The sequence below is a fragment of the Mixta gaviniae genome (assembly GCF_002953195.1).
Taxonomy (GTDB): domain Bacteria; phylum Pseudomonadota; class Gammaproteobacteria; order Enterobacterales; family Enterobacteriaceae; genus Mixta; species Mixta gaviniae.
This window is the reverse complement of record NZ_CP026377.1, coordinates 78,642-98,265: the sequence shown is the minus strand read 5'-3', so window position 1 is coordinate 98,265 and position 19,624 is coordinate 78,642. Positions and strand designations below refer to the sequence as shown.

Annotated in this window: 19 protein-coding genes; 6 read left to right on the top strand and 13 right to left on the bottom strand. The window is 59.7% G+C overall.

Annotated elements, in window-relative coordinates:
• Positions 1–17 precede the first annotated feature (17 nt).
• The 12 genes from C2E15_RS22175 to flgB form a co-directional block, all read right to left on the bottom strand.
• Positions 18–1,664 (bottom strand): methyl-accepting chemotaxis protein, encoded by a 1,647-nt coding sequence (locus tag C2E15_RS22175; protein ID WP_104955656.1) that lies wholly within the window; start codon positions 1,662–1,664, stop codon positions 18–20.
• A 102-nt stretch (positions 1,665–1,766) separates the two neighbouring features.
• The gene (gene flgL, locus C2E15_RS00440) at positions 1,767–2,690 is read right to left on the bottom strand and encodes a flagellar hook-associated protein FlgL (RefSeq protein WP_104955655.1); all 924 of its coding nucleotides are present in this window, start codon (positions 2,688–2,690) and stop codon (positions 1,767–1,769) included.
• A gap of 54 nt (positions 2,691–2,744) precedes the next feature.
• A complete protein-coding gene (flgK, locus tag C2E15_RS00435) occupies positions 2,745–4,388 on the bottom strand; it encodes a flagellar hook-associated protein FlgK (protein WP_104955654.1) in 1,644 nt (547 codons plus the stop codon).
• Between the two features lie 103 nt (positions 4,389–4,491).
• Positions 4,492–5,418, bottom strand: a complete 927-nt coding sequence (gene flgJ, locus C2E15_RS00430; RefSeq protein WP_104955653.1) for a flagellar assembly peptidoglycan hydrolase FlgJ — start codon at positions 5,416–5,418, stop codon at positions 4,492–4,494.
• Entirely contained in the window at positions 5,418–6,536 is a 1,119-nt protein-coding gene (locus C2E15_RS00425) for a flagellar basal body P-ring protein FlgI (protein ID WP_104955652.1), read from the bottom strand. Before C2E15_RS00425 ends, flgJ begins: the two co-directional genes overlap by 1 nt.
• 10 nt (positions 6,537–6,546) lie before the next feature.
• Positions 6,547–7,281, bottom strand: coding sequence for a flagellar basal body L-ring protein FlgH (locus C2E15_RS00420; protein WP_104959028.1), 735 nt, complete (start codon positions 7,279–7,281; stop codon positions 6,547–6,549).
• A gap of 62 nt (positions 7,282–7,343) precedes the next feature.
• Positions 7,344–8,126 (bottom strand): flagellar basal-body rod protein FlgG, encoded by a 783-nt coding sequence (gene flgG / locus C2E15_RS00415; protein ID WP_104955651.1) that lies wholly within the window; start codon positions 8,124–8,126, stop codon positions 7,344–7,346.
• A 23-nt stretch (positions 8,127–8,149) separates the two neighbouring features.
• Positions 8,150–8,899: a flagellar basal body rod protein FlgF gene (locus C2E15_RS00410; RefSeq protein WP_104955650.1), complete on the bottom strand. Its 750-nt coding sequence runs from the start codon at positions 8,897–8,899 to the stop codon at positions 8,150–8,152.
• Positions 8,900–8,912: 13 nt separating this feature from the next.
• Complete coding sequence (gene flgE, locus C2E15_RS00405) at positions 8,913–10,136, bottom strand: flagellar hook protein FlgE (RefSeq protein WP_104955649.1); 1,224 nt, start codon at positions 10,134–10,136, stop codon at positions 8,913–8,915.
• 43 nt (positions 10,137–10,179) lie between these two features.
• The gene (locus C2E15_RS00400) at positions 10,180–10,839 is read right to left on the bottom strand and encodes a flagellar hook assembly protein FlgD (protein ID WP_104955648.1); all 660 of its coding nucleotides are present in this window, start codon (positions 10,837–10,839) and stop codon (positions 10,180–10,182) included.
• 11 nt (positions 10,840–10,850) lie between these two features.
• Positions 10,851–11,255, bottom strand: a complete 405-nt coding sequence (gene flgC / locus C2E15_RS00395) for a flagellar basal body rod protein FlgC (RefSeq protein WP_104955647.1) — start codon at positions 11,253–11,255, stop codon at positions 10,851–10,853.
• Positions 11,256–11,260: 5 nt separating this feature from the next.
• Complete coding sequence (gene flgB / locus C2E15_RS00390; RefSeq protein WP_104955646.1) at positions 11,261–11,674, bottom strand: flagellar basal body rod protein FlgB; 414 nt, start codon at positions 11,672–11,674, stop codon at positions 11,261–11,263.
• Positions 11,675–11,927: 253 nt separating this feature from the next.
• Between flgB and flgA the strand changes: the two genes are divergently transcribed.
• The 6 genes from flgA (at position 11,928) to lldD (ending at position 17,579) form a co-directional block, all read left to right on the top strand.
• Positions 11,928–12,611 carry a flagellar basal body P-ring formation chaperone FlgA gene (gene flgA, locus C2E15_RS00385; RefSeq protein ID WP_167391811.1) on the top strand — a complete coding sequence of 228 codons (684 nt, stop codon included), beginning with the start codon at positions 11,928–11,930 and terminating at the stop codon, positions 12,609–12,611.
• A gap of 82 nt (positions 12,612–12,693) precedes the next feature.
• Positions 12,694–12,990 carry a flagellar biosynthesis anti-sigma factor FlgM gene (flgM, locus tag C2E15_RS00380; protein ID WP_104955644.1) on the top strand — a complete coding sequence of 99 codons (297 nt, stop codon included), beginning with the start codon at positions 12,694–12,696 and terminating at the stop codon, positions 12,988–12,990.
• A gap of 11 nt (positions 12,991–13,001) precedes the next feature.
• Positions 13,002–13,445, top strand: a complete 444-nt coding sequence (locus C2E15_RS00375; protein WP_104955643.1) for a flagella synthesis protein FlgN — start codon at positions 13,002–13,004, stop codon at positions 13,443–13,445.
• 526 nt (positions 13,446–13,971) lie between these two features.
• Complete coding sequence (lldP, locus tag C2E15_RS00370) at positions 13,972–15,621, top strand: L-lactate permease (RefSeq protein WP_104955642.1); 1,650 nt, start codon at positions 13,972–13,974, stop codon at positions 15,619–15,621.
• The gene (gene lldR / locus C2E15_RS00365) at positions 15,621–16,382 is read left to right on the top strand and encodes a transcriptional regulator LldR (protein ID WP_048786607.1); all 762 of its coding nucleotides are present in this window, start codon (positions 15,621–15,623) and stop codon (positions 16,380–16,382) included. Before lldP ends, lldR begins: the two co-directional genes overlap by 1 nt.
• A 12-nt stretch (positions 16,383–16,394) precedes the next feature.
• On the top strand, positions 16,395–17,579 hold the full coding sequence (gene lldD, locus C2E15_RS00360; protein WP_104955641.1) for an FMN-dependent L-lactate dehydrogenase LldD: 1,185 nt from the start codon (positions 16,395–16,397) through the stop codon (positions 17,577–17,579).
• Between the two features lie 71 nt (positions 17,580–17,650).
• On the opposite strand, the gene C2E15_RS22170 is transcribed toward lldD, so the two are convergent.
• Positions 17,651–19,591, bottom strand: coding sequence for a methyl-accepting chemotaxis protein (locus C2E15_RS22170; RefSeq protein WP_104955640.1), 1,941 nt, complete (start codon positions 19,589–19,591; stop codon positions 17,651–17,653).
• Positions 19,592–19,624 lie beyond the last annotated feature (33 nt).

Sequence of the window (19,624 nt, the reverse complement as noted above, 5' to 3'; positions counted from 1 at the left end):
GAGGCGGAAAAGGCTGTTTAAAAACTTTCCCAATCCTCTTGCGCATTAAATTGATCCAGCGCAGTTTCTTTGCGGCTGTTTTCCTTTAAATCGGCCGCCACCGGCGGACGCTTATTCTCCAGACGGATAGCCGGCTCCTGATCCTGCAGTTTGATATGGGCGACCATATTTCCTAACTGTTCCGCGTGGATTTCCATATTTTCCGCCGCCCTCGCCGCCTGCTCGACCATGGTGGCATTTTGCTGGGTCACTAAATCCAGCTCATTGACCGCCTGGGCAATCTGATTAATACCGCTGCTTTGCTCATCTGAGGCAGAGGCGATTTCAGACATAATGTCGGTTACCTGCATGACCGACTGAATAATCTGCTCCATTGCCGTGCCGGCCTGCTCCACTTCCTGCGAGCCGTTATGCATATCGGTTACGCAGGTATTGATCAGCGTGCGGATCTCTTTCGCCGCGTCGGCGCTGCGTTTAGCCAGATTACGTACCTCGCCGGCCACCACGGCGAAACCGCGCCCCTGTTCACCCGCGCGCGCCGCTTCCACGGCGGCATTTAGCGCCAGGATGTTGGTCTGGTTGGCGATGCTGTCGATCACACCGTTGATATCCGCAATTTGCCGCGAGCTGTCGATTATCTTGCGCATGATCTCATCAAGGCTCGCCATGACTTCGCCGCCGTTGCGGGCGTTGCCGCTGGCGCTCTCGGCCAGCTGCCGCGCCGAATGGGCGTTGTCGGCGTTCTGGCGCACCGTGATTTTCAGCTCTTCCATGCTGGCGGCAGTCTGTTGCAGCGCGGAAGCCTGCTGTTCGGTACGCGAAGAGAGATCGTTATTGCCGTGGACAATCTCCTGCGCCGAGGCGTTAATGGCGCCCACGCCGGTGCGAATGCCGGAGACCGTCTGAGTCACCCACTGACGCAGCTTTTCCAGCTCGGCGAACATCTTGCCGATTTCGTTATCGGTGCCGATATCGATCGCCTGGTCCAGCTTGCCCGACGCCATGACCTGGAAGGTTTTCACCGTGTTGTCCAGCCGCTGGAACAGCTCGCGCCGCAGCCAGAGACGCATGGCGCTCACCAGCCCCAGCGAGATGACGCCTGCGGCAATCGCCACCGTGATAAAGCGTTGATGATGTGCCTGCGCTTCCTCCTCCTGACCGTCAACAACGCGGCTGAACTGCGCGCCGTAGCGCGCCAGATCGGCATCGAAGGCGTCCCGGGCGGCGGCGATCTTATTCATCTCGCTCAGCAGCCGCTGTGGGCTGCCGACATGGTCGAGCCGCGCGTGGATCAGGCTCAGCAGCGTAGCAGCATGCTCCTTCAGCACCTGCATCCCGCTATCGCCGTCCGACGCCTCAAGGCTATGCAGCCCCTGTTCCGCTTTGGCAATGGCGCGCTGCGCCGTGGCGATCGCCTCCTGGTTCAGCGGCTCTCCCTGACTGGAGAGAAACGTCAGCAGATAGACCTGCTCCAGCGATCCGTTGATATCATGGACCGCCGTATTGAGCTGGTTGAACTTTTCGCTGGTTAAAGCGAGATGTTTAAAGCGAAGGTTAGACTGTGAGGCGTTGTAATAGCCGAAACAGACCATAGTGAGTAATAAAAAACCTAACGTGAAAACGGTGGCGTTGATGCCTGTCGCAATTTTTATATTTTTAAGCATAGATTATCCTTAATCCGTCTGCCCTGATTTATCCTGTACTGTCATTGACTTACAACGTTATTCCTGTGGTGACGCCCCCCTCTTTTTTTCCCCTGTTCCGCGCTACTTCAGCATGTTGAAAAGTGATATTTGCTGCATCGACTGAAAAACCATAAAAGAAGCGTTCAGTGCGAACTCCGACATTTTCGCCTGGGTGACAAGCGTACTGAGATTGTCCAGACCGGTGCCCAGCGTATCTTCCAGGCTGCTGACGATATCGATCTTGTGCGTATCGGCGCTGATGCCGAGCGTCTCCAGCTGCTGCAGACTGGTGCCTACGCCCGCCTGCAGCTTGCCGAGGTTATCGATGCTTTTTTTGATGGCGATAGTGGTCTGATCCAGCGTCGCCTGCAGCGCTTCGCGGCTTTCATCGTCGCCTGTCGGTTGGTTTAGCGCAGCGATCGCACTATTCAGCGCCTTAAAAAGATCATGCTCAGTACCGGAAAGGAACACATCTTTACCGGTATTGCTGACCTGCATCTCCGTGCTGTCCGCCACGCGCTGCACCATCGGACTGCTGCCGCCGACGTAGACGCCCTCTTCGGTAAACGGCTGGCTGCCGGTGTTATAGCCGGCAAAAATATAACGGCCATTGCTGTTGCGGCTGTTGGCGAGATCCAGCAGGGTATTTCGGATGCCTTCCAGCTCTTCGGCCAGCGCGACGCGATCTTCGTCGCTGTAGGCACCGTTGCCGCCGGCGACGATCTTTTCCGACAGGTTTTTGGTCACCAGAGAAGCGATAGCGTTCAGGACATTATCCTGCTGGCCCAGCGCGTCCTGCGCATACTGGCGCGCGGTTTCATACTGTTCGATTTTCGCCAGCGCGTTCTGGTAGATCACCGCCTGCGATGCCCCGGCCGGATCGTCCGACGGTTTCAGCAGCATTTGGTTGGCCGCAAGACGCGCGGAGATGTCGCTAAATTTTCCCAGGCTGGATGACATGTTGTCCATCTGACGCTGATACATATAAAGTGAGCTAAGCCGCATCTTCTTTTCCTTTTGCGTTATGGTTCACTGTCCTTTACGAACGGGTTCCGCCGATCAACGCACGCTTAACAGCGCATCAAAAATCGTGGTAGCCGTTTGCAGCACCTGCGTATTGGCCTGGTAATATTGGGTAAACATCTGCAGCTTCACGAACTCTTCCATCGGATCGACCCCGGAAATGCTCTGCTGCTGCAGCTCCAGATCGTCATAAACGTTAGCAGCCACCTCACCATTGCTTTTCAGCGAGCTGACGGTCGCGCCGACGGCGCTGACCAGGCTGGCGTAGGCTTCCGTTAAGGTCGCCTTGCCGATCAACGCCTGCTCTTTAATCGCAATCAGCTGTTTGATATTTTCGTTATTGCTCTCTTCAGCAGGATTGTCGGAGCTGGAGGCGGCGATGCGATCGCCATCCGTCAGCGCCACCTCAAGATTTTCCGCAACGCCGCCGGCGGAGTTGAAAATAAAGCTATCACCCGCCTCCGGCACGCCTTGCGGCGCCATCACCAGGCCGTCGAAATGTAACTTACCGTCGGCATCGAAGGTGGTCGGCACCGGTTGGCCGCTGCCGTCGGTGACCAGCCAGTCATTCGCGCCCGGCCCCTGATAGATCACGCTGTAATCCTGCACCCTGACCTGCGTGATATCGCCGAAGCGGATATTCAGCGTCGCGTCGCCCTGGTTATTGCGGTTTACCAGCGCCACCGGATCGGCGAGGGTGAAAATATCGCCGCCGGCTACGCCGTTCTGATCGTAACCGCCGCTGTTCACCTCGTTGAAGCGGTTGGCCATCTGCAGCGCCAGCTGATTAAGCTGGTTACGGGCATCGACCAGATCCTGATTGCGGAAGGCGAACAGGCCGCCCAGCTTGCCGGTGCTGATTTTGTTTTCATCCAGCCTGATGGCATTGCCTGCGGCATCGATGTAGGAGACTTCGATTTTTGCCGGATCGGCGGCGGAGGGGGAGGTGGCGAACTGGCAGGTTCTGTCGCCGTTCACCAGCGACAGGCCGTTGGAAAGCGTGACGTTAACCTCGCCGGTGGCGCGGTTTTCATCCACCTTGATGCCCACCAGCCCGCTGAGCGTGCTTAACAGCTGATCGCGCTGGTCAAGCAGATCGGCCGGCTGTCCGCCCGATTGCGCGCTGCTTTTATAGAGCGCGGCGTTGACCGTCGCCAATTCTTTAGCGCAGGCGTTAATATCCTCAACGGTTTGCGTAATCTGGGTATTAGTGCTTTTTTCCAGCCCGTTCAGGGTGCGTGAATTTGTGCGGAACTGGTAGGCGGTCGCCTCAAAAGCGGCCATCGCCTCCTGGCGTGCCGCCATGCTAACCGGGTCGCTACTGATTTTCTCCAGCGCGCCAAAAATATTGTTAATCGACGTAGAAATATTATTACTTTTATCGCCCAGCATATTGTCGATTTGCTTAAGCTGCTCATAGCGGCCGGCCAGTGCGCTATATTCCGTTTTAGCGCTGCGCAGCTGATTATTAATAAAACCGTCATAGGCGCGCTGCACGCCGTTTACCTGAACGCCATAGCCGAAGAAGCCGTAGCTGGTATTTTTACCGCCCGCCTGGCCCAGCACGATATTCTGACGGCTATAGCCCGGGGTGTAGGCATTATTCAGGTTATTGCCTACGACATTTAACGACGACTGTGCCGCGCTCAGGCCGCTTTGCGCCAGGTACATGAGATTCATAAATCACCTGCGTTCTGTCTATGCGTAATTTCTGAGGAAATAGATGTTTGGTGGTGCATTAATATATCTATCGGCGCGTCGTAAATTTACTAAAACGCCGGTATCAAAATAATGAAGAGAGATCGTTTTTATAGGCGCTGGCCGTCTTTTCAATATTATTTTTTATTTGCTGCATGATGCCGATCAGTTTTTTAGCGTACTGCGGATCGGTGGCGTAGCCGCCCTGCTGCAGCGCCTGCGCAGCCTGCTCCGGCGTTTTCGCCTGCATCACCGGCTGATAGCGCGCATGGCGCGTCAGCAATGCGCTGTAATCGTGCAGCGCTTCGGCATAGGAGGCGTACACGCGGAACGCCGCTTTCACCTTGCGCGCTACACCGTTGATATATTCCGTGGTGGTGATCGTGGTCGATGCGCCTTTCCAGTCCGGCGTCGCTTTAATGCCGAACAGGTTATAGCTCGGCTGCCCGTTTTGCTGACGGATTTCCCGGTTGCCCCAGCCTGACTCCAGTGCGGCCTGCGCCAGGATCAGCTGATGCGGGATGCCGGTGCGGCGCGAGACCTCCACCGCCGGCGTCAGCAGGCGGGAGATAAAGCCGCCCGTCTGGGCGCCGTCCGGCATGCCTGAGGCGGAGGCGGCAAGCGTCGACAGCGGCGGGCGTGCCGTTGCACGTTGATACGTCAGCGGCGGCACGCCCGCCATCGGGCTGGCCGGGCGGCTGACGCCATTAGCCGTCCCGCCCAGCTGCTGCACCAGCCGGTCGGCGAGGCCGGTCTGGCCCTGCGCCGCCAGGTCCTGCGACAGCTGCTGATCGTACATGGCGGTGAACATCTCCGACTGCTGCGAATTGAACAGGCCATCTTTGAAACTGGCCGCGCGCATGCTTTTCAGCATCATCTGCACGAATAGCCCCTCCATCTGCTGCGCGGCGGCGCGCAGGCCGCGCTGCGGATCCTGCTTCGCCGTCTGCTTCAGCTTTTCCAGCGCGCGCGCGTCGAACGCGGCGCCCGACATCATGGCGGCCTCTTTCATCAGTTCATCTCCAGCTTCGCGTTCAGGCAGCCGGCGCTTTTCATCGACTGCAGAATCGACATCAGATCGTTGGGCGTCGCGCCCAGGCTGTTCAGGGCTCTGATCACCGCGTTCAGATCGGCGCTGGTGTTGACGCGCTGCAGCGCACCGCCCTGCTCGCGCAAGGCGATTTGCGTATCGGGCACCACTACCGTCTGACCGCCCGCCAGCGGCGTAGTAGGCTGGCTGACCTGATTGCTGCGCGATATCTCCACCGAGAGATCGCCCTGCGCCACGGCGCAGGCATCCAGCGTCACGTGACGGTTAATCACCACCGAGCCGGTACGCGAGTTAACGATCACCCGCGCCTCCATCGGCCCGGTTTTAATGCTAAGGTTCTGGATATCGGCGAGAAAACGCACTTTCTCCGCATTGCCGATCGGCGCGAACAGCTTGATCACGCGCGCGTTTTCCGGCATCGCCGTGCCGCCGCCGTAGCGCCGGTTGATTTCATCGCTGATGCGCTGGGCAAGGGTGAAATCTTCCTGGTTCAGCTGCAGCCGCAGCAGGTTTTCACTGCCGAACAGGGTCGGCACTTCGCGCTCTACCGTGGCGCCGCCGCTGATGCGCGCGCCGTTCAGCTGATTGACCTGCACCCGGCTGCCGCCGCTCTGCGCGCCCGCGCCCGACACCAGCAGGTTGCCCTGCGCCAGCGCGTAAATCTGATTATCCACCCCTTTCAGCGGCGTCATCAGCAGCGTGCCGCCGCGCAGACTTTTGGCATTGCCCATTGAAGAGACCACGACATCGATTTTCTCACCCGCGCGGGCAAAGGGCGGCAGCTCCGCCGTCACCATCACCGCCGCGACATTTTTCAGCTGCATATTGGTGCCGGGCGGTACCGTGATGCCCAGCTGCGACAGCATATTGCTCAGGCTTTGGGTGGTAAACGGCGTCTGCATGGTCTGGTCGCCGGTGCCGTCGAGGCCGACCACCAGCCCGTAGCCGAGCAGCGAGTTGCTGCGCACGCCCTGTAGGGTGGTGAGATCCCGAATGCGCTCCGCATGGCTGGCCGGCGCCAGCAGCGCGGCCAGGCTAAGACAGGCATACAGACAGAAGCGATAAAATGGCGTTCTCATAATCGGCCTGTCAGAAAGGTGAAAGGTTAAGGAACAGGCGTTGCAGCCAGCCCATCTGCTGCGCTTCGTTGATATAGCCGCTGCCGACATATTCGATGCGCGCGTCCGCCACCTGCGTGGAGATCACCGTGTTACTGCCGCTGATGGTGCGTGGATTGACCACGCCGGAGAAGCGGATAAATTCGGTGCCCTGATTAATTGCGATCTGCTTTTCGCCCACTACCAGCAGGTTGCCGTTTTCCAGCACCTGCTTAACGGTGACGGTGATGGTGCCGCTGAAGGCGTTTCTGGCCGCCGCGCCGCCTTTGCCGGCGAACGCATTTTCCCCTTCGATGGCGGTGGCGGCGCGATCGCCGCCAAACAGCCCGCTCATAAAGCGCGGCATCGCGTTGAAGCCCAGCCCCACCGAGCCACCTTTGGTGGCGTTGGCCGAGGAGCTTTTGCTGGCGCTGACGTTTTCCTGCAGCAGGATGGTCAGGGTATCGCCAATATTGCGCGGACGGCGATCTTCAAACAGCGGCTGATAGCCGTAGTTCATCGCCTGGCCAGCCTGAAATATCGATCCGTTGACCTCACTCAACCGGGGCGGCGTCGGGCTGGCGCTGGTGACCCCGTCGACCAACGGCTTATGGGGAATGCCGGCGCAGCCGGTCAGCAGCGCGGCGAGCAGCGCCAGCGCCGTCAGGCGGCCGGAAGCACCAGCGGCGGCGCAAAAAGATGGCGTAAAATGAGACGGATTTATCATGGTATTCACTAAAGTAAGTCCCGCCGGGAGCGGGCGCGGCCCGACGCCGGCTCCCGCAGCCATCAGAGCTGCGCCAGCCGCTGCAGCATCTGATCGGAGGTGGAGACGGCTTTGCTGTTGATCTCATAGGCGCGCTGCGTCTGGATCATCGTCACCAGCTCTTCCGCCACGTTGACATTGGAGGTTTCCACATAGCCTTGTTTCAGCGTGCCCGCGCCGTTCAGTCCCGGCGTGGATTCATTCGGCGCGCCGGAGGACTGGGTTTCGCGGTAGAGGTTTTCGCCGATGCTTTCCAGCCCGGAGTCGTTGATAAAGGTGGTCAGCGTCAGCTGTCCTATCTGCTGCGGCGCAGTCTGCCCCGCCAGCGTCACGCTGACTAACCCGTCGCTGCCGACGGTCAGCGTACCGGCATCCTGCGGCAGCGTCAGCGCCGGTTGAATCGGGTAGCCGCTGGCGGTCACCAGCTGTCCGTTCTGATCGTTCTGAAACGCGCCGTCGCGGGTGTAGGCGGTGGTGCCGTCCGGCAGCAGCACCTGAAAAAAGCCCTGGCCGCTGATGGCGACATCCTTCGCGTTATTGGTTTGCGTCAGGCCGCCCTGGCTGTGGATGCGCTCCGTCGCCACCGGACGCACGCCGGTGCCGATCTGTAGCCCGGAGGGAATGGTCGTCTGTTCCGACGACTGCGCGCCCGGCTGACGCAGGGTTTGATACAGCAGATCTTCAAACACCGCGCGCTGGCGCTTAAAGCCGTTGGTACTGACGTTCGCCAGGTTGTTGGTAATGACGTCCATATTGGTCTGTTGCGCTTCCAGACCGGTTTTGGCAATCCATAAGGCACGCATCATAAGAGGCTTCTCCTTGCCGGTGATTAACTTATGCTAAGCAGTTGATTAGCGTTCTTTTCGTTGTCGTCGACGGCGGAGATCACTTTCATTTGCATATCGAAGCCGCGCGCCGTAGCAATCATCTCCACCATCGCCTTTACCGGGCTGACGTTGCTGCTCTCCAGCGCGCCGGGCATCAGCCGCAGCGCAGGATCGGCGGGCAGCACCGGGTTTGCCTGCTGCGCGGGATCGACATGGAACAGGCCGTCATCGCCGTTGCGCAGCAGATGCGGCTGCGCCGTGGCCATTTTCAGCCGCCCGACCAGCGCCAGCGCGGTCGCCTCATCGCCGGCGCCCAGCGCAGTGATGGCGCCGTCCGGCGCGATAGTGATCTGCGCCTGCGGCGGAATGGCGATCGGGCCGCCGTCGCCGATCAGCGGGTAGCCCCGCACGCGCAGCTGCCCTTCGCTGTCGACCTCGATATTACCGTCGCGCGTGTAGGCCTCGCCGCCGTCCGGCAGCTGTACCGCCAGCCAGCCATTCTGCGGCATCGCCACGTCCAGGCTGCGGCCGGTCTGATTGACAGTGCCCATGGTGTCGTCGTTGTAGGGCGTCGATTCGGTAACCAGTACGCGTGTGGCGTCGCCGGGGCCGTTGACCGGCACCGCGCGATACGCGGTAAGCTGAGCGCGAAAGCCGTTAGTGGAGACGTTCGCCAGATTATTTGCCGTTACCGCCTGACGGTTGAGCGCGGCGCTCGCCGCGCCCATGGCGGTATAAATTGCGCGATCCATCTTTTATCCGCCGTTAACCGAGATTCACCAGCGTCTGCAGCAGCTCAGACTGGGTTTTGATCGACTGCGAGTTGGACTGGTAGTTGCGCTGGTAAACGATCATGTTGACCATCTCTTTGCTCAGATCCACGTTGGACGCCTCGACCTTATTGCCGTACAGGTTGCCCAGGTTACCGGTGCCGGCCACACCGACCACCGGCTGCCCGGAGGCGGGGGTTTCGGTCCAGCAGTTATTGCCGCTGGAGGCGAGCCCGCCGGCGTTGGTAAAGTTTGCCAGCACCACCTGGCCCAGCAGCTGCTGCTGGCCGTTGCTGTAGGAGGCAATAATCTGGCCGTTGTCGCCGACGGTATAGCCGTTCATCGAGCCTGGCGGATATCCGGTAGTGCTGGGGCTGTCCATCGCGGTGTCGGTGGCCTGCTGCGTCATACCGGTCATATCGAGTTCGAAATTGAGCGCCTGCGCGCCGTTCCAGGCGGAGCTGACAATGCTGACCCTGGCCGGATTGGTAGTGAGCTGGCCGGCGCTGTCGAAAGCGAGATCCATCTGCTGATACTGCGGCTCGCCAGCGGCGTCGGTGACCGGCGCGGTGGTGTCATGGGTGTAGACTTTCCATGCGTTATCGCCGGTTTTCACAAAGTAGACATTCACCGTATGGCGGTTGCCGAGGCTATCGTAGGCGTCTACCTGGGTTACGGCGTTGTAGCTGTTGCTCTCGTTCGGATCGAAGGCGATATCGGCGGCGATCGGCTCCGCGCCGGAATCGAGGTTGCCTTTCATCGTACCGCCGTCGGAGGCGTGTGCCGGCATCTGGCCGGTAGGGATCTGAATCGGGCCAACGGCGGCGCCCGGCTGGATCGCCGGCGGCGTGCCGGTTGCCTGATAGCCGGTGAGCTGCATTCCCATATCGTTGACGATATAGCCGTTCTCATTGGTTTTGAACTGGCCGTTGCGGCTGTAGAAAACCTGGCCCGCTTCGCTGACCAGGCGGAAAAAGCCGTTCCCCTGAATCCCCATATCGAGGCTGCTGTTGCCCTGGCCCAGCACGCCGTCGCTAAAATTCTGCCTCACCCCGGCCACCTGTACGCCCATGCCGATTTGCGATCCGGCAAAGACATCGGCGAAGGAGATGGCACCCGATTTAAAGCCCACGGTCTGGGAATTGGCGATATTGTTACCGACGACATCCAGCGCCTGCGATGCCGCGTTCAGTCCGCTAAGACCTTGTGAAAAACTCATACGTAACCTTCCTGGTCGCTAATATTCATCACTAAAACAGCACTTATTCAATCAGATAGATTTCACTCAGCGTGGCGCTGCCGCCCAGCCCCAGCTGCAGCACCGCGCCGCTAAGGGTAAAGGCGACGCTTTCCACTTTGCCGTGTTTCAGGGAGACGATTTTAGGCGCGCCGCCATCTTCACTGGCGGCGGTATAAGTGACTTTATAAGCCTTGCCGTCGCCCATCTCCGGCGTCGCCGGCTGAAAGCCGGTCAGTTCGTCGAAGCGGTATTTATGCACGCCCGCTTTGATATCCTTCAGCTCAGCGGTATAGCTGTTGCCGGCGCTGTCGGTCAGCACCACGTTGACCTTGTCGACATCGTTGCTGACGGAGAACGCCAGAGTGTCGTCGCCGCTGGCGATGCTGCTATCGCCTTCGATATAGACGCCACGCCCTACCCACTGCGCGGCGTTCATCTGCTGCATGCCGATGACCAGCTGGCCAACGTTATTCAGCGAACCGTTCAGCTGCTGCACGCCCGCCGCCGTATTAAACTGCGCCATCAGCGAGGTGAGCTGATTGTTATCCATAGGGTTGGTGGGATCCTGGTTTTGCATCTGCGCCACCAGCAGGTTCATAAAATTGTTAGTGATATCTTCAATTGACGAACCGCCGCTGCTGCTGGCGGCGTTGTATTGGCTGGTCACGGGCGAAACGGCCATGGCAACTCTCCTTATTGTCCCAGCGTCAGCGTTTTCAGCATCAGCGCTTTGGCGGTATTCAACACTTCTACGTTGGACTGATAGCTGCGCGAGGCGGAAAGGGTATTGACCATTTCGCCCACCACATCCACGTTCGGCATGCGCACGTAGCCGCGCGCGTCCGCCAGCGGGTTACCTGGCTCATACACCAGCCGCGCCGGAGCGCTGCTCTCCACCACGTCGCTCACCTGCACGCCGCCGATCTCCTGACCGAGCGCCGGATTGACGCGAAACACCACCTGACGCGCGCGCCAGGGCTCGCCGTCCGGCCCGACGACGCTGTCAGCATTCGCCATATTGCTGGCGCTGACGTTCAGGCGCTTCGACTGCGCCGTCATGGCGGAGCCGGAAATATCAAAGATGCTGAATAAAGACATAACGTTTAACCCTGACCGATCACGCTCATCATTCCTTTAATCTGGGAACTGAGAATGGTTAAGCTGGTTTGATATTTGATATTGTTGTCCGCGAAATTCACCCGCTCGCGATCCATATCAACGGTGTTGCCGTCAGCGCTGGGCTGATCCGGAATGCGATAAAGTAAATCGCTGCGATCGCCGCCGCCGCCGGCCGCCGGAATATGCCGGGCGGCGGTCAGATTCAGCGTCAAAGGCTCAGTCCGGCTGCGCTGCTGGCTGACCGCCTGTTTAAGCTGCTGAGAAAAATCGATATCCCTGGCTAAATAACCCGGTGTATCGGCATTAGCGATATTCGACGCTAAAATATCCTGCCTGCGGGCGAGTAAACTCAGCGCTTCCTGCTGAAAATAGAGTGCCTTATCGAGTTTATCCATCATGACAAGACGGGCCTTTTTAATGGAGATTAACGCAGAGGACTATAAAGGGGATCGGAAATAATCTATACCGCAAAAATAAGACAAATATTATAGCTTATAGCCAACTAATAATAATCAATCCTGCAATCGCGCTAATTATTGACAAAAGCGTTGCTATTTCACGCCATTATTTTTTGTCAGGTTAGCGCTACACTGGCGCACATAAAAAGGGGATAACTTTTATTATTAATGATAGCTGCCAATGCGGAAGAGCATGAAAAATGTATTTAGTCGCTGGCGTGAAAAATTATTACTTTTATTTTTCATTCCTTTTACCGCTTCAGCCCAGGTTAATCATACGGCGCTGACGAAAAAAATTAACGCGCTGTTGAACGGCAAGGGTCATGAAGTGGGGGTAGTGCGCCGGGCGACGCTGCTGAACGCGGCAGAGAAACACGCTGCGCTCTGTGACGAGCCGCATCTTACGCTAAGCGGCAGCCAGCGCCTGACCGGCAACAGAACAGTGGTGGCACAGTGCGGCGATAAAAAACACTTTATTCCGATCAGGGTGGAGGCGGAAGGCCGCTGGTGGACCGCAGCGCGCGATCTGAAAGCGGGCAGCCTGTTGATCGCGCAGGATATTGTTCAGCGCAGCGGCTCACTGGCTAACCTCCCGGACGACGTAATGACACAGCCGGACGGCGTCGAAGGCGCGGTGTTAACCCGCGCGGTGCGCGCCGGTCAGCCGCTGACGCAAAGCCAGCTGCGTAAACGCTGGCGCGTCAGCCGCGGCGACGAGGTGGAGGTTATCGCCTACGGCAGCGGCTTTCATATCTATGCCAAAGGCAAAGCGCTGGATAATGGCGCGGTGGAGGATGCCGTACGGGTACGCATGAAAACCGGGCAGCTGGTCAGCGGCAGCGTAAATCACGACGGCAGCGTGCGGATAAATTTGTAGTTTCAGCTTTAGTTATCCGGGAAAGTACCGATATTGATAATAACGGCAAGATGTCGAATACACAGGGTTCGGAGAACAAACAATGAGCATTAACCAGACGCTGAAAACGCAAGCTGTTACGCCCGCCCAAATTCAGCAGGAAGTGAAGCTCACGCAACGCAACCCGGCGGACGGCGCGACAAAAAGCGCAGCGGCGTTGCGACAGGGCACCGACGTTAAACTCAGCGCATTAATGCAGCATATTAAAGAAGAGAGCGCTCAGGATGTGGATAGCGCGCGCGTCGAAAAGATTAAACAGGCGATGCGCAACGGCGAACTACAGATGGATGCCGATAAAATCGCCGACGCGCTGCTGCGAAATATCCTTGAAGAGGGGTGACAGAGGCGCTCATGGAGAGTTTACAGGCCACCTTAACCAGGCTGCAGGAAACGCTCAGTGAACTGGATGGCGTGCTGGCCGAAGAGATCAAACAGCTCAGCGGCGCGACTATCCATCCGGTTTCCCTTCAGCACCTTTCCGATATGAAAAGCCGCCTGCTGGCGACTGTCGCCTGGCATGACGAACAGCGGAAACAGCAGGAAGATCGTCTGCAGCTGTTTGCCCCCTATCAGCCGCAGCCTGCGCTGGCCGCACAGTGGAGCGTCATGCTGCCGATGATTAAACGGGCCAGCGAAATGAACCAGCAAACCCGCCAGCTGCTGGAGATGCATCTGCAGCGAGCGCGCCATTTAACCTGCGCGATAGATAAAACGGCGGCGGCCCCCGGGCTTTATACTGCTGGCGGGCAATCGGACTCTAACGGCTCGACGCGCGCTTACGATATTACTATCTAGCCGCCCTGGGGTGGCGGTCTTTAACGCCCCTTTCCCGCTGTGCGATGCCAATACTTAATGCGCTTTCTGCCATGCGATGGCGGTCTTTATCCCCCTTTCCCGCTGTGCGATGGCAATACTTAATGCCCCTTCCGCCGTGCGATGGTGAGCTTTAACGCCCCTTTTTCGTTAGCGGGGGCTCTCCTGCTCCGCCATGCGATAACCGGCTGACGCCACGAAACAGCTCTTCGCGGCCTCATGGCGCTCCTGATGCTACCGCCCGCTGGCCGCTTCAGCGGCGCTAAACGCTTTGCCGCCTGCACGCCCGCGAAATTGGTCCTACCAAAACCTGTTGTTTGTGACAAATCTTCCAGCCTCAAATGAAAGCTTTAGCGAAAGATTGCATTCATCCCCGCACAAGATAAACAATTCTTTAACATTTACGCGCTTTTTGGTCTGACCAGCCTTGCGGCTGCGTGCTGTCTGACTGCGGCGCTCCCCGACCGCTGCCGTTTACAGGCAGGCACTCTTCTGGAGAATCAGGATCATGCAAAACTGGCAGCAACTTTACGATCCGCTCGATAATATCTGGCTGTCGAGCCTGATTGCGGCGCTTCCCATTCTCTTTTTCTTTTTCGCGCTGACGCGGCTGCGGATGAAAGGCTATCTCGCCGGCACCATCACGGTGCTGATCGCGCTGGCGGTGGCGCTGCTGTTCTACCGTATGCCGATCGACCAGGCGCTCGCCTCCGCCGTTTACGGTTTCTTCTACGGTCTGTGGCCTATCGCCTGGATTATCGTCGCCGCGGTGTTCGTGTATAAAATTACGGTGAAAACCGGCCAGTTTGGCATCATTCGCAACTCCATTTTGTCGATTACCGAAGATCAACGCCTGCAGATGTTGATCGTCGGCTTCGCCTTCGGATCCTTTCTGGAAGGCGCCGCCGGCTTCGGCGCGCCGGTGGCGATCACCGCCGCGCTGCTGGTCGGTTTGGGCTTTAAGCCGGTCTACGCCGCCGGGCTTTGCCTGATTGTGAACACCGCGCCGGTCGCCTTCGGCGCGATGGGCATTCCGATTATCGTCGCCGGCCAGGTCACCGGCGTGGATGCAATGGCGATCAGCCAGATGGCGGGGCGCCAGTTGCCGTTCCTGACCATGATCGTGCTGTTCTGGGTCATGGCGATCATGGATGGCTGGCGCGGGGTGAAAGAGACCTGGCCTGCAGTGGTGGTCTCCGGCGGCTCTTTCGCCATCGCCCAGTACCTGACCTCCAACTTCCTCGGCCCGGAGCTGCCGGACGTGATCTCCGCACTGGTCTCCCTGCTCTGCCTGACGCTGTTCCTGCGCGTCTGGAAGCCGGCGCGCATTTTCCGCTTTGCTGGCGAGGAGGAAAGCAGCGAACCGCAGCGCGTCGAGCGCTACAGCGCGGCGCAGGTGATGCGCGCCTGGATGCCGTTCCTGTTTTTGACGCTGACCGTCACCCTGTGGAGCATTCCGCCGTTTAAGGCGCTGTTCGCACCCGGCGGCGCGCTGTATGACTGGGTCTTCTCTTTCGCCGTGCCGTTCCTGCATCAGCAAGTGATCAAGATGCCGCCGGTGGTCGCCACCGCCACGCCTTACGCCGCTATCTACAAGCTCGACTGGTTCTCCGCCACCGGCACGGCAATTTTTATCGCTGCGCTGCTGTCGGTGATCTGGCTGCGCATGCGCCCCGCGCAGGCGATAAGCGCCTTTGGCGAAACCCTGCGCGAGCTGGCGCTGCCGATTTACTCCATCGGCGCGGTGCTGGCGTTCGCCTTTATCTCCAACTATTCGGGCCTCTCTACCACGCTGGCGCTGGCGCTGGCCCATACCGGCAACGCCTTCACCTTCTTTTCACCGTTCCTCGGCTGGCTGGGCGTATTCCTCACCGGCTCCGATACCTCCTCTAACGCGCTGTTCGCCGCCCTGCAGGCGACCACCGCGCAGCAGATCGGCGTGCCGGAGGTGCTGCTGGTCGCCGCCAACACCACCGGCGGCGTTACCGGCAAAATGATTTCACCGCAGTCGATCGCTATCGCCTGCGCCGCGGTGGGGCTGGTCGGCAAAGAGGCCGACCTGTTCCGCTTTACCGTTAAGCACAGCCTGATTTTCACCTGCATCGTGGGGATTATCACTTCGCTGCAGGCCTGGGTTTTCCCGTGGATGATCCCGTAATGCATGAAGAACAACGCCTGGCGGAGAGCCTGGCGCAACGCCTGAGGGCTTTTATTGACGAGCAGCGGCTGCAGCCGGGCGAACGGCTGCCGGCGGAGCGCCAGCTGGCGCAGCAGCTGACAGTCTCCCGCTCGTCGCTGCGCGAGGCGCTGCAGAAACTGATCAGCGAAGGGGTACTGATCAGCCGGCGCGGCGGCGGCAACTTTATTGCCGAACGCCCGGCGGACTGGTCGGCGTCGCGGCTGGTGATGCCGCTCAGCACCCTGCTGGCGGACGACCCCGGCTACCGCTACGACGTGCTGGAGGCGCGCATCGCCATTGAATCCAGCACGGCGTGGCACGCCGCGCGCCGCGCCACGCCGGAAGACAAAGCGCATATCGAGCGCTGCTATCAGATGATGCTGCAGGTCAGCGATCGCGACGATCCCGACCTGGCTGCCCACTCCGACGTGCGCTTTCATCTGGCGATCGCCGAGGCCGCCCACAACCTGGTGCTGCTGCAGGCGATGCGCGGCCTGTTCGATCTGCTGCAGTCGTCGGTGATGCAGAGCCGTCAGCGGATGTACACCGCGCCGGAGATTTTCCAGCAGCTGGCGGTGCAGCATCAGGCGATCTGTCAGGCGATTATCGCCGGCGATGCCGAACGGGCGCGCAGCGTCACTATCCACCACCTTGAATTTGTCGACGCCACCATGCGCAACCTGCATGAGGAAGAGGCGCGACGGGCGCGCAGTATGCGCATTCCGGACAGTAAAGCGTAAGCGAGGACTACCGTGATTATCTCATCAGCAAAAGATTACCGAGCCGCAGCGAAAGCCAAAGTGCCGCCGTTTCTGTTTCACTACGCCGACGGCGGCGCTTATGACGAGTACACCCTGAAACGCAACAGCGACGATCTGGCGCAAATCGCGCTGCGCCAGCGCATTCTGCGCAATATGTCCTCGCTGAGCCTGGAAACGCAGCTGTTCGGCGAGACGCTATCGATGCCGGTGGCGCTGGCGCCCGTCGGCCTGTGCGGCATGTATGCGCGTCGGGGCGAGGTACAGGCGGCGCGCGCGGCGGATAAAAAGGGCATTCCTTTTACGCTCTCCACCGTGTCGCTCTGCCCGATTGAAGAGGTCGCTCCGGCGATGCAGCGCCCGATGTGGTTCCAGCTCTATGTGCTGCGCGATCGCGGCTTTATGCGCAACGTGCTGGAGCGGGCGCAGGCGGCGGGCTGCTCGACGCTGGTGTTTACCGTCGATATGCCGGTGCCGGGCGCGCGCTATCGCGATGCGCACTCCGGTATGAGCGGCCCGAACGCGGCGATGCGCCGCTATCTGCAATCAGCGCTCTATCCGCAGTGGGCCTGGGATGTCGGCATTCATGGCCGCCCGCACGATCTTGGCAATATCTCCGCCTACCGCGGCGAGCCGACCCACCTGGAGGATTACATTGGCTGGCTGGGCAATAACTTTGACCCTTCGATCTCGTGGAGCGACCTGGAGTGGATCCGCGATTTCTGGAAGGGGCCGATGATCATCAAAGGCATCCTTGACCCGGAGGATGCGCGCGACGCGGTACGTTTCGGCGCGGACGGTATCGTGGTATCGAACCATGGCGGCCGCCAGCTGGACGGCGTACTCTCCTCGGCGCGCGCGCTGCCCGCCATCGCCGACGCGGTAAAGGGCGAACTGGCGATCCTGGCGGACGGCGGCGTACGCAGCGGGCTGGATGTGGTGCGCATGATCGCGCTGGGCGCGGATACCGTGCTGCTGGGCCGCGCGTTTCTCTATGCGCTGGCGGCGGCGGGCGAGGCGGGCGTCAACAATCTGCTGAACCTGTTTGAAAAAGAGATACGCGTGGCGATGACGCTGACCGGCGCGCGCTCGATCGCGGAAATTACCCGCGATTCGCTGGTGCAGGCGGCGGCGCCGATGGAGCCTGACGCGCTGGCGAAGGCGGTAGCCAACGACTAAGGCGCGGGCATAAAAACAGAAAACCCGGCGGAGAGGCCGGGTTTTTTATCTTATCTGCTCACGCCTGAGGCTCAGAACTGTTCCCAGCCCCCCTGTGAGGCGGTCGCCGCGGCCGGCGTCGGCGTCAGCACGCGCGGACGCGGCGCGCTGACTGTCGGACTGCGCTCAAAGCCGCGCTGCGCGGTTTTAAACACGGCCACCGTCTGTTCCAGCTGTCGCGCCTGATCTTCCAGCGACGAGGCGGCAGCGGAGGACTCTTCAACCAGCGCGGCGTTCTGCTGCGTGGTGGTATCCATCTCGGTCATTGCCTGGCCAATCTGCAGGATGCCGCGGCTCTGCTCTTCGGAGGCGCTGGCGATCTCGTTCATAATGCCGCTCACCTGAGAGACAGAGCGCACGATGTCATCCATCGCCTGCCCGGCGCTGCTGACCAGCCGCGAGCCATTATCGACCTTCTGCCCCGCTTCATTGATCAGCGTTTCAATTTCGCGCGCCGCCGTGGCGCTGCGCTGTGCCAGACTGCGCACTTCGCCTGCCACCACCGCAAAGCCGCGGCCCTGCTCGCCGGCGCGCGCTGCTTCCACCGCCGCGTTCAGCGCCAGAATGTTGGTCTGGAAAGCAATGCCGTTGATCACGTTGATAATGTCAGCGATCTTGCGTGAACTGGCGCTGATGTCTTCCATCGTAACCACCACGTCTTGCACAATTTTGCCGCCGCGTCCGGCGTTATCGGATGCTTCCAGCGCCAGACGGCTCGCCTGATGCGCGTTATCGGCGTTCTGCTTCACGGTAGAGGTAAGCTGCTCCATGCTGGCGGCGGTTTCCACCACCGCCGCCGACTGCTGCTCGGTACGCGAAGAGAGATCAATATTGCCGGCGGCGATTTCCGCCGAGGCGCGTGCCACGTTATCCACCCCCTGGCGCACCTGCAGAATGATCTCCTGCAGGTTCTGGTTCATACGCCCTACCGCCTGCATCAGCAGGCCAGGCTCATCGCCCCGCTCGGTATTGATGTTCGCCGTCAGGTCGCCGGAGGCGATCTTATTGGCCACCAGCAGCGTTTCACGCAGCGGATAGGTAATGTTGCGCGTAATGCGCCAGGCGATCAGCAGGCCTGCCAGCACCCCGAGCGCCACGGCGATATACATGATGGCGCTGGCTTCGGTAATGGTGCCTGCCGCCTGCTCCGTCTGGAACTGATAGAGCGCATTCACTGCCGTATTCAGCTTTTCCGCGGCGGCGGTCAGCACCGTCGACTGTTCGCGTTGATGCGCAAACACGTTCTGGAAATTCTCCAGCGCGTCATGTAAACGCGCGGCTTCTGTCGCTACCCCCGCGACCCAGCTGGCGTCGTCGCCCTGCACGCTGCTTTTCAGCAGCGCACTGCGCTCCGTTACCGCGCTGAGCGCGGTGACGATATCCCCTTTACGCGCCTCATCCGGCTGCGCGATAAAAGCGGGCCACAGGTTAATAACGCGCTGAATAGCCACGTCCAGCCGGGAAGCGGCCAACGCCGCGCCAGTATCGCTGTTCTGACGGCTTAACGCTTCGCTTTGACGGCCGTAACCCGCCAGCGTATCAGTACGCAGCTGCTGCAACAGCGTATTACGCTGCTGTAGCGCCTGAACAAAGGTTTCGCGCATGCCGAGATAATTTTCCATTCCCTGCCTGACCGTCGTCAGCATCGCCTGGCCTTCCGGGTGCCACGTCAGGGTCTCAAGGGTTTCCGTCAGCTGACGCAGCTGCTGTAACGCCTGTGCGTTCTTTTCGCCGTACTGGCTTTCGCCGGTAAACTGGAAAAGCGTCCGATTGAGGCGCGCCTGATTCAGCTGCTGCACCATCTGCACCACCAGCTGCTGTTTTTGCGCGTTTTCGCCAATAGTGGAAAAACCGCGAATACCGGCGCCGGCCACCACCAGGCAGATAAACAATACCAATGCAAAGCCTGAGGTGAGCTTCTTACCCACGCTCAGATTATTAAACCCTGAAGTCCACGCCGCCAGACTGCTCATAGCTCACCTTGATAACGGAAGAAAGGAAGATAC